This window comes from Streptomyces sp. ISL-11, from assembly GCF_018614525.1.
GTDB lineage: Bacteria > Actinomycetota > Actinomycetes > Streptomycetales > Streptomycetaceae > Streptomyces.
The window spans coordinates 1-23,288 of the sequence record NZ_JAGGOL010000029.1 but is presented as its reverse complement, the minus strand read 5'-3'; the positions used below and the strand labels follow the sequence as shown (position 1 = coordinate 23,288).

The 23,288-nt window shown below is 69.9% G+C and carries 19 protein-coding genes; 5 read left to right on the top strand and 14 right to left on the bottom strand.

The features are described from left to right. Positions 1-805 precede the first annotated feature (805 nt). From J7E86_RS07865 to J7E86_RS07855, 3 genes are read right to left on the bottom strand one after another with little or no spacing between them, the layout of a single operon-like run. Positions 806-1,225 carry a hypothetical protein gene (locus tag J7E86_RS07865; RefSeq protein ID WP_215080806.1) on the bottom strand — a complete coding sequence of 140 codons (420 nt, stop codon included), beginning with the start codon at positions 1,223-1,225 and terminating at the stop codon, positions 806-808. After that, the gene (locus tag J7E86_RS07860; RefSeq protein WP_215080805.1) at positions 1,222-5,520 is read right to left on the bottom strand and encodes a DUF6531 domain-containing protein; all 4,299 of its coding nucleotides are present in this window, start codon (positions 5,518-5,520) and stop codon (positions 1,222-1,224) included. Before J7E86_RS07860 ends, J7E86_RS07865 begins: the two co-directional genes overlap by 4 nt. After that, positions 5,517-5,879, bottom strand: a complete 363-nt coding sequence (locus J7E86_RS07855) for a hypothetical protein (protein ID WP_215080804.1) — start codon at positions 5,877-5,879, stop codon at positions 5,517-5,519. The genes J7E86_RS07860 and J7E86_RS07855 overlap by 4 nt, the downstream gene beginning before the upstream one ends. A 95-nt stretch (positions 5,880-5,974) precedes the next feature. Between J7E86_RS07855 and J7E86_RS07850 the strand changes: the two genes are divergently transcribed. Then, complete coding sequence (locus J7E86_RS07850; RefSeq protein WP_215080803.1) at positions 5,975-6,343, top strand: hypothetical protein; 369 nt, start codon at positions 5,975-5,977, stop codon at positions 6,341-6,343. 99 nt (positions 6,344-6,442) lie between these two features. On the opposite strand, the gene J7E86_RS07845 is transcribed toward J7E86_RS07850, so the two are convergent. The 5 genes from J7E86_RS07845 to hrcA all read right to left on the bottom strand — a co-directional run bounded on the left by J7E86_RS07845 (position 6,443) and on the right by hrcA (position 11,801). Then, a complete protein-coding gene (locus J7E86_RS07845) occupies positions 6,443-7,219 on the bottom strand; it encodes a response regulator transcription factor (RefSeq protein WP_215080802.1) in 777 nt (258 codons plus the stop codon). Between the two features lie 111 nt (positions 7,220-7,330). Then, positions 7,331-8,083, bottom strand: a complete 753-nt coding sequence (locus J7E86_RS07840; protein ID WP_215080801.1) for a 16S rRNA (uracil(1498)-N(3))-methyltransferase — start codon at positions 8,081-8,083, stop codon at positions 7,331-7,333. Then, on the bottom strand, positions 8,080-9,381 hold the full coding sequence (locus J7E86_RS07835; protein ID WP_251018810.1) for a nitronate monooxygenase: 1,302 nt from the start codon (positions 9,379-9,381) through the stop codon (positions 8,080-8,082). The genes J7E86_RS07840 and J7E86_RS07835 overlap by 4 nt, the downstream gene beginning before the upstream one ends. A 257-nt stretch (positions 9,382-9,638) precedes the next feature. Next, positions 9,639-10,784: a molecular chaperone DnaJ gene (gene dnaJ, locus J7E86_RS07830; RefSeq protein WP_215080800.1), complete on the bottom strand. Its 1,146-nt coding sequence runs from the start codon at positions 10,782-10,784 to the stop codon at positions 9,639-9,641. Beyond that, positions 10,785-11,801 (bottom strand): heat-inducible transcriptional repressor HrcA, encoded by a 1,017-nt coding sequence (hrcA, locus tag J7E86_RS07825; protein WP_215080799.1) that lies wholly within the window; start codon positions 11,799-11,801, stop codon positions 10,785-10,787. It lies immediately after the preceding gene. A 196-nt stretch (positions 11,802-11,997) separates the two neighbouring features. Here hrcA and J7E86_RS07820 point away from each other — a divergent pair, with 196 nt between their 5' ends. Both J7E86_RS07820 and J7E86_RS07815 read left to right on the top strand, forming a co-directional pair. Then, entirely contained in the window at positions 11,998-12,729 is a 732-nt protein-coding gene (locus tag J7E86_RS07820; protein ID WP_215080798.1) for an MBL fold metallo-hydrolase, read from the top strand. 41 nt (positions 12,730-12,770) lie between these two features. After that, entirely contained in the window at positions 12,771-13,592 is an 822-nt protein-coding gene (locus J7E86_RS07815) for a DUF3097 domain-containing protein (protein WP_215080797.1), read from the top strand. Positions 13,593-13,752: 160 nt separating this feature from the next. On the opposite strand, the gene hemW is transcribed toward J7E86_RS07815, so the two are convergent. From hemW to lepA, 3 genes are all read right to left on the bottom strand, one after another. Further along, positions 13,753-14,985 (bottom strand): radical SAM family heme chaperone HemW, encoded by a 1,233-nt coding sequence (gene hemW, locus J7E86_RS07810; protein WP_215080796.1) that lies wholly within the window; start codon positions 14,983-14,985, stop codon positions 13,753-13,755. Positions 14,986-15,076: 91 nt separating this feature from the next. After that, positions 15,077-16,966: a long-chain fatty acid--CoA ligase gene (locus tag J7E86_RS07805; RefSeq protein ID WP_215080795.1), complete on the bottom strand. Its 1,890-nt coding sequence runs from the start codon at positions 16,964-16,966 to the stop codon at positions 15,077-15,079. Positions 16,967-17,315: 349 nt separating this feature from the next. Beyond that, complete coding sequence (gene lepA, locus J7E86_RS07800; protein ID WP_215080794.1) at positions 17,316-19,178, bottom strand: translation elongation factor 4; 1,863 nt, start codon at positions 19,176-19,178, stop codon at positions 17,316-17,318. A gap of 241 nt (positions 19,179-19,419) precedes the next feature. On the opposite strand from lepA, the gene rpsT reads away from it, so the two are divergent. Beyond that, positions 19,420-19,686, top strand: coding sequence for a 30S ribosomal protein S20 (rpsT, locus tag J7E86_RS07795; RefSeq protein WP_215080793.1), 267 nt, complete (start codon positions 19,420-19,422; stop codon positions 19,684-19,686). Positions 19,687-20,022: 336 nt separating this feature from the next. Here the strand turns inward: rpsT and holA are convergent, their stop codons facing one another. After that, on the bottom strand, positions 20,023-21,009 hold the full coding sequence (holA, locus tag J7E86_RS07790) for a DNA polymerase III subunit delta (protein ID WP_215080792.1): 987 nt from the start codon (positions 21,007-21,009) through the stop codon (positions 20,023-20,025). A 144-nt stretch (positions 21,010-21,153) separates the two neighbouring features. On the opposite strand from holA, the gene J7E86_RS07785 reads away from it, so the two are divergent. After that, positions 21,154-21,390: a hypothetical protein gene (locus tag J7E86_RS07785; protein WP_215080979.1), complete on the top strand. Its 237-nt coding sequence runs from the start codon at positions 21,154-21,156 to the stop codon at positions 21,388-21,390. Between the two features lie 64 nt (positions 21,391-21,454). Here the strand turns inward: J7E86_RS07785 and J7E86_RS07780 are convergent, their stop codons facing one another. Both J7E86_RS07780 and J7E86_RS07775 read right to left on the bottom strand, forming a co-directional pair. Then, a complete protein-coding gene (locus J7E86_RS07780; protein ID WP_215080791.1) occupies positions 21,455-22,336 on the bottom strand; it encodes an arylamine N-acetyltransferase in 882 nt (293 codons plus the stop codon). A 29-nt stretch (positions 22,337-22,365) separates the two neighbouring features. After that, on the bottom strand, positions 22,366-23,288 hold a 923-nt coding region (locus tag J7E86_RS07775; RefSeq protein ID WP_215080790.1), incomplete at its 5' end, for a ComEC/Rec2 family competence protein.

Genomic DNA, 23,288 nt, shown 5'->3' with positions numbered 1-23,288 from the left:
CACCTGAAAATTGCCTCCGCCTCGCTTCGCGAGACAGGCTGTGGCGACCTGTACCGCAACCTGCCACCCTTCATGCACCCTGCGCACATAACCACGAGTAGGTAGCGGCACTAACGCCGGATGCTTTACGCGATCTCATCCAGAACATCGCCAGAGACACCTGAGAGGGAACGGTCATGCACAGCCTCAACTGGCAGAAGTCCTCCTACAGTCAAGCAGTCAAGGAGCTTCTTCCTGCGTCTACTTGGCAGGCGACAACGCCACCGACACCACCCACCTCCGCGAGAGCGACACCCCGGAGGCTGTCCTCACCACCCCCCGACAGACTCCGCCCCCTCATAGCCTCATAGCCCACATAAAGAACGGCGCGTTCACTCGGCGGTGAAGCCCATGAGCACCGGGACGTCAGTCCTCCGCCGGCGGCAGCGAAGGCGGTGAATACAGCGCGGCACTTCCCTCCACCGCCACCAGACTGATCACAGGCGGACCTTGCCGGTACTCCCAAGTGGACGGTTGCCGGAGCACTCCCCCAAGCGCCGCACCGGTCACACGCTCCCCGCCTTGCTGGGCCAGCCATTCCTCACCCGATAGACCGCGACATAGCCGTCCCTCTCCCAACGAGCAATGATCTCGGCGAAAGCAGAGGCGACGGCCAGCTAGTCCAACCCTCTTCGCTGTCGCTCCAGTCAGCGAAGACTGACCACAGACGGGCATCTACCTGGCATTGACGAGTAGGAACTCTTCCTGCTCAGAGAGCGCATTGGCACCCACTCGTTTAGTCACCCTGCAACCGCAGCGATACGACTCAACCTTCTCCACTACGATCAGAGATACCAAAGAAGTCGAAAATAGCAGCCCGCTGTTCAGCCACGGTGACTACCTCGTCAGGACGGGCGGGAGCCAAGATATCCACAGTCTCTTCGTTAACCGTCCTCGACAGCGCGTTGGAGGTATAAACAAACCTCCCGCCCGTCATTTGCGCCTGCAATCCAGAGTTGATTACATCGCGCCGGGCCCCTTGACAGCACAGCAGGATCCCATCCCGCTCCAGATCACGCCTGAGATTGATCAGGCAGGCAAACAAGTTGTCACCTGGGTACACAACTTCATCACCCCCATCCCTACGCACCGCAAGCTCGTAGGGCGGTTCACTAGAAGCTTTAACCTCGATGGACTCGAGAACCCTTCCGTCTCGCACACAGTCAATTGCTACAGAACCGCTCAAGGCGTCCCTCCATAATTCGGGTTGGGAATCCAGTTTTTATCCTTGTCCCACGCCCCAGCAATTTGCCCAGACTCAATCTTCCGAGGGTAGGCGAACTCGCGCTCGTGAGACAACGGGTTATCCGGTATGGCCTTATTCACATCAATGCCACTGTCACCCTCGCGTATGAGATACACATGACCATCAGTAGTCTTGAGGCGACTGAACGCGTGATTGGAAGAGTCCGTCGTAGCCACAAATCCGGACGGTGGGGTGTAGTCTCCGGCCACGCCATAAACATGCTCTTCGAGGCTCATATTATTCCCCTTCGGGGCGAATCCATCCTCGAATATCTGTTCCGGTCTACGTGCATCGGCCCTGTAGCGCTCGTAGGGGGAAAGCCCAAGGGGGTCGGACCATGCGAATGGGTTATGAACATAAGCAGTTGAATTTGGCGCCGGCGCCAAGCCCAACGGATCGGAAGTGAGGTAATGAGCAATCTCAGGGTCGTAGTAGCGCTGATAATTGTAATTCAGACCTGTCTCCAGGTCACGGTATTGACCGGGAAAACGAAGGGGACAGTCGACAGCAGTATCGGCTGGAGCAGGAAGGCGCGTCCCCCACAGTGAAGTGCGCTGCTGCCAAGCCAGAGCCCCTCCTGACGTGACCAATTCCGTCGGGGTGCCGACCGCGTCCGTGATGATCGCGTGGAAGTGGGTAGCGTGATCGGCAGCCGCCTGATCGGTGAATGCCTCGATCAATGACTTGGCCGACTCGCGGACCAGCGGTCTGTGGTCCGTCTGCGTCAAAGGACGATGCGTGCCCGGGGCGTAATCCCACGTCGTGACTCTGCCGCTCGACACCACCTGCTCGGCAACGCGCGTGCCGTCCCAAGAGAAGAGCGTCTCCTCGACGATCTGATCGTCATCCGCCACCCGCCCCTTGGATATTCGGCGCCCCAGCGGGTCATACGCATACCGCCACCGCTCGCCCTCCGGCGTCACCGCCTCCCTCAGGCGGTCATCCGCGTCCCAGGTGTACGTCCACGTCTGCGTCTGACCGTTGAGGAGTTTGCGCGTGCGGCGCGTCATGCGGCCCTGCGCGTCGTGTTCGTACGTCGTGCGACCTGCGCGGCGGATCACCGTGCCCTCGAACTCGCGCTGGCCGGCGGAGGCGTGTGCCGGGGCCACCGCGCTGGTGAGGTTGCCCGCCGCGTCGTATGCGTACCGTTCGGTCCAGCCGTGCGCGCTCACCGTCGTGACGCGCCCCGTCTCGTCGAGGTCGAAGCGGCGTGTTCCCGACGTCAGTTCGCGGATCTCCCGCAGGTAACCGTCCTCGCGGTAGGCGTATTCGCGATGCTGGAGGAGGCGTTCACCAACCCGCACGACCTGCTTCGTGAGGCGATCGGTCGCGTTCCACTCCTGTGTCAGGCTGACGCCCTCGCCCAGGCGGCGCTCCGTCTCCCGGCCGACCGCGTCGTAACTGAAGCCCAGCGCTCCCGCGTCGCCGCGCAGCTCCGTCGGACGGCCCACCGCGTCGTATGTCCACTCGGTCGTCAGCCCCGACGGCGTGATGCGCTGGGTACGGCGCCCCAGCACGTCGTACGCGTAGGTCATCCTCCGGCCGTCGACCGTCTCCGACAGGACGCGGCCCAGGGCGTCCCGTTCGTAGACGACCTCCGCGTCCACGTTCGCCGCGCGGATCAGGGCACCTGTCACGTCGTACGCGAAGGTCGTCGTACCGTCCGCATCGTCACGCAGCTCAGTGGTGCGACCCAGCGGGTCCCGTATGAAGCGGATCGTTTCTCCCGCTCCATTCGTCCGGGAGACCAGCTCACCCGCCGCGTCGATCGCGTACACGAGCTCGCGCCCGTTGAAGTCCGTCTCCGACGTGAGGCGACCCGCAGCGTCGTAGCCGTACGACCACGTCAGCCCCTGCGGGTTCGTGACCCCGGTCAGGCGCAGTTCTGTGTCGTACGCGAAGGTGTACGTCGTGCCGTCGGGGCCCGTGCTCGACGCGGGCAGGTCGAAGCCGGTGACCTCGTGGCTGGTGACGTTGCCCGCCGCGTCCGTGTGGTTCAGGAGGTTCCCCTCGCCGTCCCACGTCCACGTCTCCCACGTGCCGTCCGGGTGTTCCCGCCAGCTCGGCTTGCCCTCCGTCGTCCAGCCCATGCGGGACGTGTGGCCCAACGGATCGACCGCTTCGACGATGCGACCGAAGGTGTCCCGACTGACAGTGGTGCTGTGGCCCAGCTGATCGGTGAGGACGAGTGGCAGGCCGGCCGGGTCGCAGGTGATCAGGCTCGTGTGGCCCAGTGCGTCCGTCACCGATGTCAGGTGGCCGAGATCGTCGTACGCGTAGCGCGTCTCCGCGCCCGCCGGGTCCGTCGTCGTGAGGAGGTTGCCGCGCTCGTCGTACGTATGGCGCCACGTCGCCCCGCCCGGCTCCGTGACCTCCGCCGGGCGGCACAGCGGGGTGTACGCGGCCCGGCCGGTCGTGCCGTCCGGGAGGGTGACCTCCGTGAGGTTGCCCGCGTCGTCGTACGCGTAGGAGGTCGTGCGGCCCAGGGGGTCCGTGACCGCCAACGGGTGCTCGCCTCGGTCGTCCCAGCGGGTGAGCGTGACGTTGCCGAGCTGGTCGGTCTCCTCCGTCACCAGGCCGTCCGCGTTGTGCCGGAACGTGCGGTCGTGGCCGAACGAGTCCGTGACGGTCGTGGTCCGGGTCTCGTCGTCGTAGGCCAGGTCACCCGTCAGGTAGCCGTCGCGGCCCTCGGTGCGGATGACGCGGCCGCGCGCGTCGTACACGTAGGCGTACGACATGCCGTTGCGGTCGGTCCAGGAGGTTATTCGCTCCTCGGCGTCGTACGTGAAGCGCAGGGGCTCGCCGCGGGAGTTGACGACCTCGGTGAGGTTGCCGGCCTCGTCGTAGCCGTAGCGGACGATGACCGTTCCGCCGACGGCGGCCGACCAGGGCTTCTCGTACGGTGACGGGGCCTCGTCCAGGAGGCGCAGGGCTTTGACGCGCGGGCCCTCCGTGTCGATCGCCACGTAGTAGCCGGCGGAGTGACGTATCGCGGTGGGCACGCCGCCCGCCGTGCGCTCGATGTCGATGCGCGCGCCGTTGCGGTCGTGGAGGCTGTCCAGGGGGAGTTGGACGGCGCCCGGCACGTCCGTCGGCACGGGGCTGCCGAAGGTTCGTACGACACCGGTCTGGGGATCCGTGACGGTCATGACGCCGTCGGGACGGCCGTCCCACTCCAAGGGCATGCGCGGGCCCTTGACGGGCAGGGTCGGCTCGCCCGGCTTCGGTACGGGGTAGACGAGCCGCATGCCGTCGGCCGCTACGAACACCACGCCCTCGGCGTCGAGCTGTACGCGCTCGTCGAGGGTGGACGCCCACGTGGACCCGAACCAGCCGCCCGCCCGGAACGAGGAGAGGTGCGTGCGCTCGACGACCAGCGGCAGGGCCCCGGGCAGGGTGATGTCGGTCTGCGGCAGCATCATCGTGCCGGTCGCGACGTCGATCGGGTCCTGGCATTCCTTGATGTTCGCCTTGGGCCGGGCAACCAGGCCCTCCTCAAGGAGGTTGGGCCGCGCGCCCTTGAGGAGGGGGCCGATGCCCCCGACCTTCGCGCCGTTCTTCGCCAGAGACCCGAAACCGCCGAAGATACCGCCGTAGACCATGCCGTTCTTGGCGGCGGCGTTGATGTCGTCGAGGCTGATTCCCTTCTGGAGACCGGTGGCGATTTTGAGGTTCTGGGCCACGGCCAGGTCGACGGTGACGGATTCCACGCCGGCGAACGCCGCCGTGACCAGGGTGGTGGCAGCGACCTCGGCGACCACGGTGGAGATGGTGATGCCCACGGTGGCGCCGAGCTCGATCATCGCCGTGGCGGCAGCCGTGGACGCCGCTGTCGTGAGGCCGAAGGTGAGGAAGCCCAGGCCGACGCCCGCGACAATGACGCCGGCTTCGATCCAGAGCTGCTTCTCCAGCTTGTCGACCGCGTCCTCGATGGCCTTCGCGACGTCTTCCAGCGCCGTCGCCATCTTGCGCGCCGCGTTGGGGATGTCGTGGAGCCAGCCCTTGTCGCCGTTGACGTAGCGGTGCCAGAAGGTCTCGAATGCCTCGATCGCCTCACCCTTGTTGTTGTGGATGAGAGTGCGCGCCGTCTTGTCCACGGGTATGCGCACCTTGTCGACGCTGTCGGCGAAGGTTTTCCACGCCTTGGCGGCCTGGCGGAGCTTGTCCGGGTCGCCGTCCGGCCAGTCGAGGCCCAGCTTTTCGAGGATGTTCTTGGCCTCGTCGGCGACGCTCACTTGTGGCCCTTGTCCTCGTGCTTGCCGTTCTTTTCCTTGGTGAACATGCCCGCGATCAGCGTCTCGTTGTCGACATGACCGTCCGCCATATCGGTCAACGCCTCATGGATGCTGACCAGGCCCAGGACGAGCGTGCCGGTCGACCGCTCGATCAGCTTCTGCTGCTCGGGGTACTCCTTGGCGAAATCCTTGACGGCGTCGTCCTTGCCCCACGGCTTGCCCAGGCCGTCCAGGGTCGTGATGAGCGTGGTGAGCGCTTCCCCCAGCTTGATGCTCTGTTCGTGAAAAGTCGGCGCCGCCGACTTGATGTCGGCCGTCTTGATGTCCAGGACCTTGCCACTGTCACGGCTGTCACCCATGCCGCGCGCCTCCCCCACCGCAATCTCACGTCACGTCATCGGTTACCGTACGACGCCAACATCAGATATTCGCACAACGATTCGGGGATCCCGCCTTGGACACGCTGCCGCCCCTGGGCGACCCGGTTCAGCCCGCCAAGCAGCTGCGGCGGTGGTGGGTGATCATGGGATTGCTGATCGTGTGCTGCGGTGCCGCCTTCGTCATCAACCAGCAGTTCCTGCCGGAGAAGGACGACCACACCGATCTGGTGGCCGGTGAGTGCTTCCAGAACACCGGGTCCGCCGATAAGCCGCGCGTCAAGAAGCGCGACTGCGGTGACGCGCAGGCGGAGTACAAGGTGCTGAAGAGGGTCGACGACGGGCTCACCAGCCTGGCGTGCATGGGCGTCGAGGGCGCCACGGGCGCGGTCACGCAGACCGGTGGAGGCTCACTCGTCCTCTGCTACCAGGAGATTCAGCGCTGAGGCCACGCGCCGACGCCCACACCCCCGTGGTCGGCGCCGGCGCGTCGTCTCCTGAACAGCATCGCCATCAGCCCCCTGCGCCGCCATAGGAAGAACTTCCTACGGCACCAGCCCCGCGTGCCGGGCCTGGACCACCGTCGAGACCCGGTTGTTCGTGCCGAGCTTGCGGTAGATCTTCTCCAGGTGACGGTTGACCGTGTGCGGGGAGATCGTGAGGCGGCGGCCGATGACATCGGCCGTCAGCCCCTGGGCGACGAGGCCCAGCACCGTCTGCTCGCGCGGGGTCAGGCCGTGTTCCGTGGCGGTCACCAGGCCGGTGCCGGCCGCGGCCGGGGCCCGCAGGCGCGTCAGTTCCTCCGCGTGATTGTCCGCGCTCAGCAGCAGCGGCTGGATGCGGGCAGCGAAGGCGAGTTCGCGGGCGCTGAAGTCCCTTCCCTTGCGGCCCAGCGAAATGGCCCGTATGCCGCCATCGGCCGTGGGCAGGGGCAGTGGCAGGCCGAGCTGTCGCGTCGTACCGAAGTCGTGGCGCGCTTCGCTGTAGCACTCGGTGTTGCGCCAGTCGTCGCAGATCTGGTTCATCGTCACCGGCTCGGCGCCGCCGACGCGGAGGTAGTCGAGCAGCGGATGGCGCTGGCGTCGGCGGCGCTGGACGAGGGTCTCCACGGACGGGCCGATCGAGTCGGGTGCCCAGCCGTCGGCCCGGCCGCTCGTCGGCCGCTGGGCGTCGATCCTCACCTGGATCACCGTGGTGCAGCCGAAGGTCTCCAGCAGGTGCGCGGCGATCAGCTGCCGCAGTGAGTCGGGGTCGTCGCTTTCGAGGACGGCGACGGCGAGGTCGAGCATGCGCTCGTAGTCCCGGGCACGAAGGTGCGACATGAACAGTGCATCCCCACAACGGCATACCTTGATCCGGCGCCCGCCCCGTTCAGGCCCTTTCTTGCGATGAGTCCCGCCACGGTCGCAACCGCGGCCACCCTCACACCACTGCTACGACCATCGTCCCGTCCGTCCCAGCAGCAGCGCCGTCGCCGCCGTGCCCGCGGTCGACGTCCGCAGGACGCTCGGGCCCAGGCGGTACGGCTTGGCGCCCGCCTCGGCGAAGGCCGTGAGCTCCTCCGGGGAGACGCCGCCCTCGGGGCCGACGACCAGGACGATGTTGCCGGTCAGCGGGAGTTCGGCGGTGGCGAGGGGCGTGCTGGAACCCTCCTCGTGGAGAATCGCCGCGAAGGCGGCGTCGGCCAGCAGCGTGGTGACCTGTTTGGTCGTCAGCGGGTCGGAGACCGGGGGGAATCTCAGGCGGCGGGACTGCTTGCCCGCCTCGCGGGCCGTGGCACGCCACTTGCTCAGCGCCTTCGCGCCCCGCTCGCCCTTCCACTGCGTGATGCAGCGCGACGCCGCCCAGGGGACGATCGCGTCGACGCCCGTCTCGGTCATGGTCTCGACCGCGAGCTCGCCACGGTCACCCTTGGGCAGGGCCTGGACGACGGTGATGTGAGGTTCCGGCAGCGGCTCGGAGCGGACGGAGGTGACCGCGACGTCGAGGCGGTCCTTGCCCTCGACCATGGCCACGGTGCCGAACGCGCCGGTGCCCGCGCCGTCCGTCAGGACGATCTCCTCACCCACCCGCAAGCGGCGGACGGACACCGCGTGGCGTCCCTCCGGGCCGGCGAGCGGGAAGACGGTGCCGGGGAAGACGCCGGTGAGGGCGTCCTCCTCGACCAGGAAGACCGGCGCTGTCATGACTCGCTCCCTCGGTGCTCACTGCTCTGCCGGTCCTGGACCGGCGCCGACGACTGGTCCCGGACCGGCGCCGACGACTGGTCCCGGGCCGGCGTCGAAGACTGGTCCTGGACCGGCATCGACGACTGATCCTGGACCGCCGGCATCGACGACCGGTCCTGGGCCGGCGTCGATGACTGATCCTGGATGACCGGCGTCGAAGACTCGTCCCGCCCGGACGTCAACGATGCCCGCGCCGCGGCCAGTTCTCCCGCCAGCACCTCGACCAGCCGTCCGGCCGGCAGGGCCCGCGCCAGCCGGTGGCCCTGGCCCGCCCACAGGCTCATGGCCTGCGGGTCGCCCAGCGCCGCGGCCGCCTTGCGCAGGCCGGAGGTGAGGTAGTGGACCTGGGGGTACGCGGCGGGCGCGTACGGACCGTGCTCTCGGATGAAACGGTTCACCAGGCCACGGGCGGGGCGGCCGGAGAAGGCGCGCGTCAGCTCGGTGCCGACGAACAGCGGGTCGGTCATGGCCTGCTTGTGCAGGGCGTGCGCGCCCGACTCGGGGCAGACCAGGAAGGCGGTGCCGAGCTGCGCGGCGGACGCGCCGGCTGCGAGTACGGCCGCGATCTGGGCGCCGCGCATCAGGCCGCCCGCCGCGATCATGGGGATCCGTACGGACTCGCGGACCTCGGCGAGCAGGGCCAGCAGGCCGACGCCCGCGCCGGCGCCGTCCAGGTGCGGATCGTCGTGGTGGGTGCCCTGGTGGCCGCCGGCCTCGACGCCCTGGACGCAGACCGCGTCCGCGCCCGCCTGCTCGGCGGCCAGCGCCTCGGCGGCCGACGTGACCGTCACCACCGTCAGCGTGCCGGCCTCGGCGAGCGAGGCGAGGGACTCGGCGGACGGGCAGCCGAAGGTGAAGGAGACCAGCGGGACCGGGTCGTCGAGGAGGATCGCCAGCTTGGTGTCGTAGGCGTCGTCGCAGCCCTGGTCGGGGTCGCCGAGCGGCGTCTCGTACCAGGCGGCCTCGCCGGCCAGCTGCTCGGCGTACACCTCGACGGCGGCCGGGTCGGCGGCCGGGGGCTGCGGCATGAAGAGATTCACACCGAAGGGTGCGGCGGTACGGGCGCGGAGCTGCTTGATCTCCTCGTACATCGCCGCGGGCGTCTTGTACCCGGCGGCCAGGCAGCCCAGGCCGCCCGCCTCGGACACGGCCGCGGCGAGCGGCGGGCCGGAGGCGCCGCCGGCCATGGGGGCCTGCACGATCGGGTGCCGGTGAAGGCCCCTCAGCGCGGCGGCCCCCTTGGATTCAAAAGCCATGACCACATCGTGTCACAAGACGATGTCGGGCTTGCTGTTGTGAGGAGATCGCTCGCGCGGTGCTGCCGGGGCGGTGGAGCCGGACCGCCGGACCGCCGGGCCACCGGGCCACCGGACGGGGAACGCCCCCGACGGCAGATCGCCGGGCGGCGGGCCAGTAACCCCGAACGCCGGATGGCCCCTCGGCTCCCAACGACGGATCGCCGGGTGGGCCGATGATCCGGCCCACCCGGCGATCCGGTCGGAACAAGCGACGCCTACCGCCCGTTGAACGCGTCCTTCAGCCGCGAGAACAGCCCCTGCTGCCCCGGCTTGAACTCGCCCATCGGCCGCTCCTCGCCGCGCAGCTTCGCGAGCTGGCGCAGGAGGTCCTCCTGCTGCGGGTCGAGCTTGCTGGGGGTGAGCACCTCGACGTGGACGACGAGGTCACCGCGCCCGCCGCCGCGCAGGTGCGTGACGCCGCGCTGGTGCAGCGGGATCGACTGGCCCGACTGCGTGCCCGGCCGGATGTCGATCTCCTCGACGCCGTCCAGGGTCTCCAGCGGCACCTTGGTGCCCAGGGACGCGGCCGTCATCGGGATGGTGACCGTGCAGTGCAGGTCGTCGCCGCGCCGCTGGAAGGTCGGGTGCGGGGTCTCGTGGATCTCGACGTAGAGGTCGCCGGCGGGGCCGCCGCCGGGGCCGACCTCGCCCTCGCCCGCGAGCTGGATGCGGGTGCCGTTGTCGACACCGGCCGGGATCTTGACGGTCAGCGTGCGGCGCGAGCGGACGCGGCCGTCGCCGGCGCACTCCGGGCACGGGGTCGGCACGACCGTGCCGAAGCCCTGGCACTGCGGGCACGGCCGGGACGTCATGACCTGGCCCAGGAAGGAGCGCGTGACCTGCGAGACCTCACCGCGGCCGCGGCACATGTCACAGGTCTGCGCGGAGGTGCCGGGGGCCGCGCCCTCGCCGCTGCACGTGGTGCAGACGACGGCGGTGTCGACCTGGATCTCCTTCGTCGTGCCGAACGCGGCCTCGTCGAGGGTCACTTCGAGACGGATCATGGCGTCCTGGCCGCGGCGGGTGCGCGAGCGCGGTCCGCGCTGCGACGCCTGGCCGAAGAACGCGTCCATGATGTCGGAGAAGTTGCCGAAGCCCGCGCCGAAGCCACCGGCGCCGCCACCGCCACCGCCGCCGCCGGAAGCGGAGAGCGGGTCGCCACCGAGGTCGTAGACCTGCTTCTTCTGCGGGTCCGAGAGCACCTCGTAAGCGGCGTTGATCTCCTTGAACCGCTCCTGCGTCTTGGGGTCCGGATTGACGTCCGGGTGCAGCTCGCGGGCGAGGCGGCGGAATGCCTTCTTGATCTCGTCCTGCGAGGCATCACGCCGTACGCCCAGGACCGCGTAGTAGTCCGTGGCCACTTACGACTCCGCCAGGATCTGTCCGACGTAACGTGCCACTGCGCGTACCGCTCCCATCGTTCCGGGGTAGTCCATGCGGGTCGGTCCGACCACGCCGAGTTTGGCGACTGCCTCGTCGCCCGAACCGTAGCCGACGGCGACGACCGATGTGGAGTTCAGCCCCTCATGAGCGTTCTCATGACCGATTCGTACCGTCATGCCCGAATCAGTGGCCTCGCCGAGCAGCTTCAGCAGGACGACCTGCTCCTCCAACGCCTCCAGCACGGGCCGGATCGTCAGGGGGAAGTCGTGACCGAAGCGGGTGAGATTGGCGGTGCCGCCGATCATCAGCCGCTCCTCGGTCTCCTCGACCAAGGTCTCCAGCAGGGTGGCGAGGACCGTCGAAACGGTTCCTCGGTCCTCCTGCACGAAGGACTCGGCGAGGTCCGCCACCAGCTGCGGCACATCCGCGAACCGCCGCCCGACCACCCGGCTGTTGAGCCGCGCCCGCAGATCCGCGAGCGAGGTCTCACCAATGGGCGCCGGGCAGTCGACCATGCGCTGCTCGACCCGGCCGGTGTCCGTGATCAGCACGAGCATGACGCGGGCGGGTGCGAGCGAGAGCAGCTCCACGTGACGCACGGTCGAGCGGGTCAGCGACGGATACTGCACCACCGCGACCTGCCGGGTCAGCTGCGCGAGCAGCCGGACCGTGCGGCCGACGACGTCGTCGAGGTCGACCGCGCCGTCGAGGAAGTTCTGGATCGCGCGCCGCTCCGGCGTCGACAGGGGCTTGACGCCCGCGAGCTTGTCGACGAAAAGGCGGTAGCCCTTGTCGGTCGGGATGCGGCCGGCGCTCGTGTGGGGCTGGGCGATGAAGCCCTCGTCCTCCAGCGCGGCCATGTCATTGCGCACCGTGGCCGGGGACACGCCCAGGCGGTGCCGCTCGGTGAGGGCCTTGGAGCCGACGGGCTCCTCGGTGCCCACATAGTCCTGGACGATGGCGCGCAACACTTCGAGCCTGCGTTCGCTCAGCACCGCGCGCACCTCCAGTCCAGCCGTCTTACGGGGTCCTTCCCTGGCACTCAAAGGTCACGAGTGCCAGATCCCTCCAGCCAGTGTACGGCCGTGCACCACGCCGACGGCAAGAGCCGTCCCCGCCGTGCGCCCGACGCATACCTGGCGTATGCCCGCCGAGCGGGCAACCGTACCGCGCCACGGCTAGCGTCCCGGTATGGAAAACCATGAGGCGACCGCGCGTTGGGAACGGCTCGCGCCCGGGGTCGCACGCCGCAGAATGCCCGTGTGGGACGCGACGATCGGGGTGGTCGAGGGTGCGACGGGGGTCCTGCTCGTGGACACCGGATCGACCGTACGGGAGGGCGCGGAGGTACGGCGGGAGGTGCGCGGCGTCTTCGGGCGCGCAGTGACGCATATCGCTCTCACACATCCCCATTTCGATCATGTCTTCGGCACGGCCGCGTTCGCGGGTGTGGAGGTGTACGGGGCCGTGGGGCTCGACGACGTGCTGACGCGCGGGCGCGAGGAACTGTGCGGGGACGCGGTGCGGCACGGGGTGGACCCCGCGGCCGCCGGCGAGGCCGCCGAACTGCTCGTCCGTCCGCACCACCTCGTCTCCGGCGAGCTCACCCTCGACCTGGGCGGCGGCCGGCAGGCGCTGCTGGCCAACCTGGGGCCCGGCCACACCGCGCACGACCTGGCCGTGTTCGTCACGGGAGCGGGTGGGGCACCCGAGGTCGTCTTCTGCGGCGACCTGGTCGAGGAGTCCGGCGAACCGCAGGCGGGTCCGGACGCGCTCCCGCGCCAGTGGCCGGCGGCCCTGGACCGGCTGCTGGCGCTGGGCGGCGAGGACGCGGTGTACGTGCCGGGGCACGGGGCAGTGGTGGACGCCGCCTTCGTACGGGCGCAGCGGGACGCGCTGGCGAGGCGGTTCGGCGTGTCGTGAGGCCGCCCCCGGCCGGGCCGTCGTGATCCACAATGGCTCGCATGCGCAGCAGACAGTACGGGCCCGATCTCACCCCGCCCTGGAAGAAGAACGCCCCCGCTCCCGAGGTCGCGGCCGAACCGGATCTCGTGGTCGAGGAGGTCACCACGGGCTTCTGCGGGGCGGTGATCCGCTGCGAGAAGACGGCGCAGGGACCGGCCGTCACGCTGGAGGACCGCTTCGGCAAGCACCGGGTGTTCCCGATGGAGCCGCGCGGGTTTCTGCTGGAGGGGCGCGTCGTCACGCTCGTACGCCCGAGCGCGCAGGGGCCGCGCACGTCGCAGCGGACCGCGTCCGGCTCCATCGCGCTGCCCGGTGCGCGGGCGCGTGTGGCGCGCGCCGGGCGCGTCTATGTGGAGGGGCGTCACGACGCGGAGCTGGTGGAGCGGGTGTGGGGCGACGACCTGCGCATCGAGGGCGTGGTCGTGGAGTACCTGGAGGGCATCGACGACCTGCCGGCCATCGTGCGCTCCTTCGCCCCGGGCCCGGACGCGCGGCTGGGGGTCCTGGTCGACCACCTCGTGCCGGGCTCGAAGGAATCGCGGATCGCGGCGGAGGTGACGGGCGAGGACGTGCTGGTGGTCGGGCACCCGTACATCGACGTGTGGGAGGCGGTGAAGCCGTCCTCGGTGGGCATCGCCGGGTGGCCGCGGGTCCCGCGCGGGCAGGACTGGAAGACGGGGGTGTGCCGGTCCCTGGGATGGCCGGAGAACACGGGGGCCGCGTGGCAGCGGATCCTGGGGTCGGTGCGGTCGTACAAGGACCTGGAGCCGGAGCTTCTGGGGCGGGTCGAGGAACTGATCGACTTCGTGACGGTGTCCTAGGCCGTTCCGGCGGATCAGCCCCATCAAGCCCGTCTGGGGGCACCTCCCAGCGGTAGCTGGGGGAGATTGAGGACGCGCCCGAAGGGCGCCCGCCGCCGCAGGCGGCACGGACGGCCCGCAGCCAAAAAGCCACCCGGTGGGCGGGGTCCGGGGCGGGGCCTCAGTCCACCAGGTCCCGCACCACGGCATCGGCGAGCAGCCGCCCCCGCAGGGTCAGCACGGCGCGTCCCGCCTCGTACGGCCCCGGCTGAAGCAAGCCGTCCGCCAAGGCGCGCGCGGCCGCCGCCGCGCCCGCCGGCTTCAGCAGGGACAGCGGGCACCCGTCCACCAACCGCAGCTCCAGAAGGATCCGCTCGACCCGCCGGTCCTCCTCCGGCAGGATCTCGCGGCCCGCGCCCGGGGAGCGGCCCTCGGCCAGAGCCTGCGCGTAGGCGCCCGGGTGCTTGACGTTCCACCACCGCACGCCCCCGACGTGCGAGTGCGCCCCCGGGCCGGCGCCCCACCAGTCGGCGCCGCGCCAGTAGAGCTCGTTGTGGCGGCAGCGGCCGGCGTCGGTGGTGGCCCAGTTGGAGACCTCGTACCAGCCGAAGCCCGCGGCCGTGAGCATGTCCTCGGCGATGAGGTAGCGGTCGGCGTGGACGTCGTCGTCGGTCATGGGGACCTCGCCGCGGCGGATGCGGCGGGCGAGCTGGGTGCCTTCCTCGACGATCAGCGCGTACGCCGAGACGTGGTCCGGGCCGGCGCCGATCGCCGCCTCCAGGGAGGCGCGCCAGTCGTCGTCCGACTCCCCGGGCGTGCCGTAGATCAGGTCGAGGTTGACGTGCTCGAAGCCGGCGGCCCGTGCCTCCGCGACGCACGCCTCGGGGCGGCCCGGGGTGTGCGTGCGGTCGAGGATCTTCAGGACGTGCTGTCGCGCGCTCTGCATGCCGAAGGAGATCCGGTTGAAGCCGCCTTCCCGCAGCTCCGCCAGATAGCGCGGGTCGACCGATTCCGGATTGGCCTCGGTGGTGATCTCCGCGCCCTCGGCGAAGCCGAATTCGTCGCGGATCGCGGCGAGCATCCGTACGAGGTCGGCGGCGGGCAGCAGCGTGGGCGTGCCGCCGCCGACGAAGACGGTCTCCACGGGCCGCGGGTCGTCGCCCAGCACCTTCCGTGCGAGGCGGATCTCCTCGACGAGGGTCGCGGCGTAGTTGTCCCGGGAGGCGAGGGCGCCGCCGGAGCCGCGCAGCTCGGTCGCGGTGTAGGTGTTGAAGTCGCAGTACCCGCAGCGTGTCGCGCAGTACGGCACGTGCAGGTAGAACCCGAGCGGCCGCTGCCCGGCGCCCCGCAGGGCGTGGAGGGGCAGGGCCCCGTCCTCGGGCATGGGTTCGCCGTCAGGCAGTACGGAAGGCATGGGTCCATTGTCCGGCATCGCCGGGTGGAACCCGCGCCCCCGTCGGCGGCGGCCGCCCGGAGCCGTCGCCTCCCTGCCGCCCCGGGCCTGCTCAGGCCTCCCGGGTGCCCGCGTACATCTCCTCGATCAGGTTCTTGTACTCGCGCTCCACGACCGGCCGCTTCAGCTTGAGGCTCGGCGTGAGCTCGCCGTGCTCGACGTCCAGGTCGCGCGGCAGCAGCCGGAACTTCTTGATCGTCTGCCAGCGCTGGAGGCCCTCGTTGAGCCGCTGTACGTACCCCTCGATGAGCTCCTCGGTCTCCTTGGCGGCGACGACCTCGGCGTAGGACCTGCCGCCCAGGCCGTGCTCCTCGGCCCAGACCATGATGCTCGGCTCGTCCAGCGCGATCAGGGCCGTGCAGAAGTTCCGGTCCGCGCCGTGCACCAGGACGTTGGAGGCGAAGGGGCACACGACCTTGAACTGGCCCTCGACCTCCGCCGGGGCGACGTACTTGCCGCCCGAGGTCTTGATCAGGTCCTTCTTGCGGTCGGTGATGCGCAGATAGCCGTCGGAGGACAGCTCGCCGATGTCGCCGGTGTGGAACCAGCCGTCCGGTTCGAGGACCTCGGCCGTCTTCTCGGGCAGCTTGTGGTAGCCGGCCATGATGGCGGGGCCGCGGAGCAGGATCTCGCCGTCGTCGGCGATGCGGACCTCGGTGCCGGGCAGCGGCTTGCCGACGGTGCCGGTGCGGTACGCCTCGCCGGGGTTGACGAAGCTGGCGGCGCTGGTCTCGGTGAGGCCGTAGCCCTCCAGGATGTGGATGCCGGCGCCGGAGAAGAAGAAGCCGAGGTCGGGGGCGAGGGCGGACGCGCCGGAGACGCAGGCGCGCAGCCGGCCGCCGAACGCCTCGCGGATCTTGGCGTAGACGAGCGCGTCGGCGATCCTGTGCTTGGTGGCCAGGCCGAACGGCACGGACTTGTTGCCGGTGCGGTGGAAGTTGTCCTGGGAGACCTTGGCGTACTCGCGGGCCACCTCGGCGGCCCAGTGGAAGATCTTGCACTTGGCGTTGCCGCCCTCGCGCGCCTTGGCGGCGACGCCGTTGTAGACCTTCTCGAAGATGCGGGGCACCGCGGCCATGTAGGTGGGCCGGACGACCGGGAGGTTCTCGATGATCTTGTCGGGGCGGCCGTCCACGGCGGTGACGTGTCCGGTGCTGATGTGGCTGACGGTCAGCACCTTGCCGAAGACGTGCGCGAGCGGCAGCCAGAGGTACTGCACATCGCTGGAGAGCACCAGACCCTGCACCTGGACGGCGCGCGCGATGTAGGACCAGGCGTCCTGGGGCAGCCGGACGCCCTTGGGGCGGCCGGTGGTGCCGGAGGTGTAGATCAGGGTCGCGAGCTGATCGGCGCGCAGGGCGCCGATCCGGTCCCGTACGGCGTCGGGGTGGGCCTTCAGGTGCTCGGCGCCGCGCCGCTCCAGCTCCGCGAGGGAGAGCACCCAGCCCTCCGGGTCGTCCTCGGCGGGGACGGCGCCCTCGGCGTCTATCACGACGACGTGGACGAGACCGGGCAGCTCGGCGCGGTGCTCACGGGCCTTGGCGAGCTGCTCGGCGTCCTCGGCGATCAGCACCCGGCTCTCGGAGTCGGCGAGGATGAAGGCCGTCTCCTCCGCGTTGGTGCTGGAGTAGATGGTGGTCGTCGCGGCACCGGAACACAGCACTCCGAGGTCGGAGAGGATCCAGTCCACGCGGGTGGAGGAGGCCAGGGAGACGCGTTCCTCCGGGCGCACCCCGAGCGTGATGAGGCCGGCGGCGATGGCGAAGATGCGGTCGGCCGCCTGGCGCCAGGTCAGGGCGGCCCAGTCGTCGGGGCCCTGGCCGGAGGCCGGGGGGACCGGATAGAGGTACGCGTCGGCGTCCGGCGTCTCCTCGACCCGTTCCAGGAGGATGGTCGCCACGGAGGGCGGCCGGTTCTCGATCAAAGCCTGTGTGTCGGTCACGGCGTCCTCCGGGGCCCGATCGTTGCTGGTGACTCGCGAGTAACCTTGAAGCTTTGATCAGACTAGGGCCCATGAGGCCCTTGCGTAAGAGTCTGTAGTTGCCTTGTCGAAGCTGTGACCCGAACCGTAGGTGTCGAGTACACATACCCGGGCGGAGCTGGGCGTTCCGCCAACGGCGAGCGCCCGCCCCCGGGACGGGGACGGGCGCTGGTGGCCGTACGGGGTGGATCTACGCGGCCACTTCCCGCTCTTGTGGATCTACCCGGGGCTTGCCGCTCGCGGTGGCGCCGCTCGTTCGCCGCTTCGTTCGCTGCTGTGTTCTCCGCGGCGCCACTGCTTTCCGGCGGTGCTACTTCTTCTTGTCGGCGGCGTCGGTGTCCGAGGACAGCACCGCGATGAAGGCCTCCTGCGGGACCTCCACGTTGCCGACCATCTTCATCCGCTTCTTGCCTTCCTTCTGCTTCTCCAGCAGCTTCCGCTTACGGGAGATGTCACCGCCGTAGCACTTGGCGAGGACGTCCTTGCGGATCGCGCGGACCGTCTCACGGGCGATGACCCGCGAGCCGATCGCCGCCTGGATCGGCACCTCGAAGTTCTGCCGCGGGATGAGCTCGCGCAGCTTGGCGACGAGCCGCACGCCGTACGCGTACGCCTTGTCCTTGTGCGTGATCGCGGAGAACGCGTCCACCTTGTCGCCGTGCAGCAGGATGTCGACCTTGACCAGGCTGGCCTGCTGCTCGCCGGTGGGCTCGTAGTCGAGGGAGGCGTAGCCGCGGGTCTTGGACTTCAGCTGGTCGAAGAAGTCGAAGACGATCTCGGCGAGCGGGAGGGTGTAGCGCAGCTCGACGCGGTCCTCGGAGAGGTAGTCCATGCCCAGCAGCGAGCCGCGGCGGGACTGGCAGAGCTCCATGATCGAACCGACGAACTCGTTCGGCGCGAGGATCGTCGACTTCACGACCGGCTCGTGCACCTCGGCGATCTTGCCCTCGGGGAACTCGCTCGGGTTGGTGACGATGTGCTCGACACCGTCCTCCATCTTCACCCGGTAGACCACGTTGGGCGCGGTGGCGATGAGGTCGAGGCCGAACTCCCGCTCCAGGCGCTCGCGGATGACGTCCAGGTGCAGCAGGCCCAGGAAGCCGACGCGGAAGCCGAAGCCGAGGGCGGCCGAGGTCTCCGGCTCGTAGACGAGCGCGGCGTCGTTGAGCTGGAGCTTGTCGAGGGCCTCGCGGAGCTCGGGGTAGTCCGAGCCGTCCAGCGGGTACAGGCCCGAGAACACCATCGGCTTGGGGTCCTTGTAGCCGCCCAGCGCCTCGGTGGCGCCCTTGGCGAACGAGGTGATCGTGTCACCGACCTTGGACTGCCGGACGTCCTTCACACCGGTGATGATGTAGCCCACCTCGCCGACGCCGAGGCCGTCGGAGGGCGTCATCTCGGGCGAGGAGACGCCGATCTCCAGCAGCTCGTGCGTGGCGCCGGTCGACATCATCTTGATGCGCTCGCGCTTCTTCAGCTCGCCGTCCACGACCCTGACGTAGGTGACCACGCCGCGGTAGGAGTCATAGACCGAGTCGAAGATCATCGCGCGGGCCGGGGCGTCCTTGACGCCGACCGGGGCCGGGACCTCGGCGACGACCTTGTCGAGCAGCGCGTCCACGCCGACGCCGGTCTTCGCGGAGACCTTGAGGACCTCGGAGGGGTCGCAGCCGATCAGGTGCGCCAGCTCGGCGGCGAACTTCTCGGGCTGGGCGGCCGGCAGGTCGATCTTGTTGAGGACCGGGATGATCGTGAGGTCGTTCTCCATCGCCAGGTAGAGGTTGGCGAGGGTCTGGGCCTCGATGCCCTGGGCGGCGTCCACCAGGAGGACGCAACCCTCGCACGCGGCGAGGGAGCGGGAGACCTCGTAGGTGAAGTCGACGTGCCCGGGGGTGTCGATCATGTTGAGGATGTGGGTGTTGCTCTTGTCCTCGGTGGGCGCCCAGGGCAGACGGACCGCCTGGGACTTGATCGTGATGCCGCGCTCGCGCTCGATGTCCATGCGGTCGAGGTACTGCGCACGCATCTGCCGCGAGTCGACCACACCGGTCAGCTGAAGCATCCGGTCGGCGAGCGTCGACTTGCCATGGTCGATGTGCGCGATGATGCAGAAGTTACGGATCAGAGCCGGGTCGGTACGGCTCGGCTCCGGCACGTTGGTAGGGGTCGCGGGCACGCAGGATCCATTCGGTGACTTCGGCGTTTGAACGCTGGTCTCGGCGGGAGTCGGGTATACGACTCCCCCATCGTCCCACGAGCGGCGGCATCGGTACGGTTTGGGCGGCCGGAGTGGCTACTGGTAACCTGGTCCACTGTGCCTCCTGCCCTCTCGTATGCGTGTCTCGTGTACGAGGTCGCGAGTACGAGTCGGTATGAGCGCACTCATCGAAATCCAACGAACCTGAAAAGGCTCTTTCGTGGCGAACATCAAGTCCCAGATCAAGCGGAACAAGACCAACGAGAAGGCGCGCCTGCGTAACAAGGCCGTCAAGTCCTCGGTCAAGACCGCTGTCCGCGCGGCCCGCGCCGCCCTGCTCGCCGGCGACGTCGAGAAGGCCACCGCCGCCGTCGCCGCGGCCGGCAAGAAGCTCGACAAGGCCGCCAGCAAGGGTGTCCTGCACAAGAACGCTGCCGCCAACAAGAAGTCGTCGCTGGCCAAGCAGGCCGCGGCCCTCAAGGGCTGAAGCGTTTCCGGGGCCATGAGCCCCGGGCCTCGCCGGTGAGGACCCAGCGGACCCTCTCTACCGCTCCTGACCGGCACCCCTCGCCGCACTCGGTCGTTCGCCACGCGGGTGCGGCATGAGCCTGACGGCTCACAGAATCACCTCGAAGGCCCCGTGCCTGCCCTTCCCCAGGGTGGATGCGGGGCCTTTGTGTTTGCCCTGACCCGCCCCTTCCCGCAGCTGGGGGCAGGCCCCCGGGCCCCCGGGCCCCCTCTGGCCTCAATCGCCGGCCGGGCTCGATAGGGGCCGTCCGGCCACCAGGGCGGGGCAGGGGTGAACAGGGCGGGCAGGGGTGAATCAAGATCTACTACGAGCCGCCCGAGCCACCGCCACGACCGCCTTCTCCAAGGCGTACTCCGGGTCGTCACCGCCGCCCTTCACACCCGCGTCGGCCTCCGCGATGGCCCGCAGTGCCGTCGCGACGCCGTCCGCCGACCAGCCGCGCATCTGCTGCCGGACCCGGTCGATCTTCCACGGCGGCATGCCGAGGTCACGGGCCAGGTCCCCGGGGCGGGCGCCCCTCGGCGCGGAGGCGAGCTTGCCGATGGCGCGGACGCCCTGGGCGAGTGCGCTGGTGATCAATACGGGGGCGACGCCGGTCGACATCGACCAGCGCAGCGCCTCCAGGGCCTCGGCCGCCCGGCCCTCCACGGCCCGGTCGGCGACGGTGAAGCTGGACGCCTCGGCGCGACCCGTGTAGTAGCGGGCAACGACGGACTCGTCGATCGTGCCCTCGACATCGGCGACGAGCTGCGTGCAGGCGCTCGCCAGCTCCCGCAGGTCGCTGCCGATCGCGTCGACCAGGGCCTGGCACGCCTCGGGAGTCGCGGACCGGCCGGTCGCGCGGAACTCCTGGCGTACGAACGTGAGGCGGTCGGCCGGCTTGGTCATCTTGGGGCAGGCGACCTCCCGGGCGCCGGCCTTGCGCGCCGCGTCCAGCAGCCCCTTGCCCTTGGCACCACCGGCGTGCAGCAGGACGAGGGTGATCTCCTCGACGGGCGCGCTGAGATACCCCTTCACGTCCTTGATCGTGTCCGCGGACAGATCCTGGGCGTTGCGCACGATCACGACCTTGCGCTCGGCGAACAACGACGGGCTGGTCAGCTGGGCGAGCGTGCCCGGCTGGAGCGCGTCCGGGGTGAGGTCGCGGACGTCGGTGTCCGCGTCGGCGGCGCGGGCGGCCGCGACCACGTCCCGCACGGCACGGTCCAGGAGCAGATCCTCCTGGCCGACGGCGAGCGTGAGGGGAGCGAGCGGGTCGTCTGTTGCAGTCTTCCTGGCCATCGCGTCCAGCATCCCACGCCCCGCTGACACTCCCCTTCCCCCGGCCGTCCACGCGTACCGCACAATGATCGGGTGAGCAGCTCTTCCTCCTCCTACCCGGCCCCGCACCCGGCCTCCTCGCCCGCCTCCGACGTCGGCGATTCCGTGCGGCACCTGCTGGTGCTCCCCGACCGCGACGCCGCCGGCGAGGCGGCGGACGAGGCCGCCGAGCGGTTCGGGCTCGGCGAACAGCCGCAAATCGTGCGCGAGGCGCTCGCGGGCGAGGACGACGCCGAGGACGCCCAGTGGCTCGTGGTCGTGGAGGACCCTCGCGGGACCCTCGATGCGGACGCGCTGCGCGAGCTCGCCGAGGAGTACGAGGGCTGGCTGGAGACCGAATGAGTCAGCGGGGACTCTCGGCCTTCTCCGCTTCCGTGGTCGTGGCCGCCGTCTCCGCTTCTGCCGCCTACGCCTTGGTCGCTTCCGCCTCTGCCTCCGGCTTGGCCGCTTCCGCGTCCGGCTCTGCCGCCTCCGTAGCCATAGCCGTAACCGTAGCCGTGGCTGTGGCTGTGGCTGTGGCCGTGGCGCGGACCTCGGGTATGCGGTCGAGCTCGATGCCGAAGTGGGTCCGGTAGGCCGGCAGGATCTCTTCCTCGGTCAGCTCCCGTTCCCGCCGGCCCGTCGCGTCGGTGGTCGCGAGCGTACGGCCGCTGAGGGTGACCCGGCCGGTCCCGGTCGGGCGGGAGCAGATCAGCGAGCGGGTGAAGAGGGACCGCGGCGAGGTGGTGTGCCACCAGCAGCCGGTCTCGAAGTCCGCCAGGGTCCGCGGGCGCTGTTCGAGGCGGTACTGCACCTTGCCGTCGCGGATCACCTCCAGGTCGCCTTCGTCCGCCTCGGCGATGCGGAAGGTACCGGCGGGATCGGCCTGGTCGCCGCGCTCGGCGAGGCGCAGCGGATAGTGGCTCTGCTGCCCGAACCCGACGTCCACCAGCCAGGGCTCGTCGTCCAGGTCGACTCGCAGCGCCAGATGGTCGAAGGGCACACCGAATCCCTCCGGCAGCAGCACCCGGCCCGCGAGCGGCGTCACCCGGTAGCCGAGGGCCGTCAACAGCTCCGCGAAGGCGCCGTTGAGTTCGTAGCAGAAGCCGCCGCGCCGGCGATCGACGATCTTGTGGACGAGTGCCTCGCCGTCCAGCACGATCTCCTCGCCGAGGTGGATCGACAGGTTCTCGAAGGGAACGGCGCGGCTGTGGCGGAGCTGGAGCTCCCGGAGTGCCTCCAGGTCGGGGGCGGTGGGGCGGTCGGCGTCGATACGCCGGAGATAGGCATCGATGTTGATCTCGTTCATGAGTCAGTTATCCCTCACATGACGTGCCTTCAGGGGCTGTTCGTGACGGCCACCGCGTCGTCGGTCACGGCGACGGGGCCGTCGGTGTCGGTGCGCAGGACCGTCGCCGCTTGCGCCGTGAGCGCGGCGACCGTACGGGGCGAGGGGTGGCCGTAGGGGTTGTCGGCGCCGACCGAGACAACGGCCAGCCGGGGGTGGAGCTTCCGTATCAACTGGGGGTCCTGATAGGCGGATCCGTGGTGGGCGACCTTGAGCACGTCCACCGGGGGCAGCGCGGGGTGGGCCTCCAGCAGGGCCTGCTGGGCCGGGGGTTCGAGGTCGCCGAGGAGCAGGAGGGTCAGACCGGCGGTGTGCACCAGGAGCGTGACACTGGCGTCGTTGGGGCTCTCCTCGGCCAGGACGGACGTGCCCGCGGGCGGCGGCCACAGCACCTCCCAGGACAGGTCTCCCAGGGCGCGCCGCTCCCCCGGTACGGCCTCGATGACCGGTACGTGTGCGCGCCGCGCCTCGCGGTGCACGAACGCGGCCTGGCCCGGCGGTTCGGCGAAGGGCGTCGTCTCGATCGCCCCGACCGCGCGGCCGCGCAGGACACCGGGCAGCCCGTCGACGTGATCGGCGTGGAAGTGGCTGAGCACCAGCAGCGGCACCCGCTCGACGCCCAGGGTCCGCAGGCAGCGGTCGACCGCGCGCGGCTCCGGGCCCGCGTCCACGACCACGCCCGTCCCGTCGCCCGCCGCGAGCACCAGGGCGTCTCCCTGCCCCACCGCGCATGCCGCGAAGCGCCAGCCGGGCGGCGGCCAGCCGGTGACGGCCCGGGTCAGCGGGACCGGGCGGAGGACCGCGACCAGCAGGATCAGCGCGCAGCCCCCGCACACCCAGGGGCGGCGGAGCACTTTCCCGGCGGCGAGCGCGGCGGCCGCGGTGAGCGCGGCCAGCGCCAGGCCACCGGCCC

Bases quoted from the DNA above. Each gene is read 5' to 3' on its own strand.
- J7E86_RS07855 (WP_215080804.1), bottom strand. From the start codon at position 5,879: ATGGGTGACAGCCGTGACAGTGGCAAGGTCCTGGACATCAAGACGGCC.
- J7E86_RS07845 (WP_215080802.1), bottom strand. From the start codon at position 7,219: ATGTCGCACCTTCGTGCCCGGGACTACGAGCGCATGCTCGACCTCGCC.
- J7E86_RS07840 (WP_215080801.1), bottom strand. From the start codon at position 8,083: ATGACAGCGCCGGTCTTCCTGGTCGAGGAGGACGCCCTCACCGGCGTC.
- J7E86_RS07835 (WP_251018810.1), bottom strand. From the start codon at position 9,381: ATGGCTTTTGAATCCAAGGGGGCCGCCGCGCTGAGGGGCCTTCACCGG.
- J7E86_RS07820 (WP_215080798.1), top strand. From the start codon at position 11,998: ATGGAAAACCATGAGGCGACCGCGCGTTGGGAACGGCTCGCGCCCGGG.
- J7E86_RS07815 (WP_215080797.1), top strand. From the start codon at position 12,771: ATGCGCAGCAGACAGTACGGGCCCGATCTCACCCCGCCCTGGAAGAAG.
- hemW (WP_215080796.1), bottom strand. From the start codon at position 14,985: ATGCCTTCCGTACTGCCTGACGGCGAACCCATGCCCGAGGACGGGGCC.
- holA (WP_215080792.1), bottom strand. From the start codon at position 21,009: ATGGCCAGGAAGACTGCAACAGACGACCCGCTCGCTCCCCTCACGCTC.
- J7E86_RS07780 (WP_215080791.1), bottom strand. From the start codon at position 22,336: ATGAACGAGATCAACATCGATGCCTATCTCCGGCGTATCGACGCCGAC.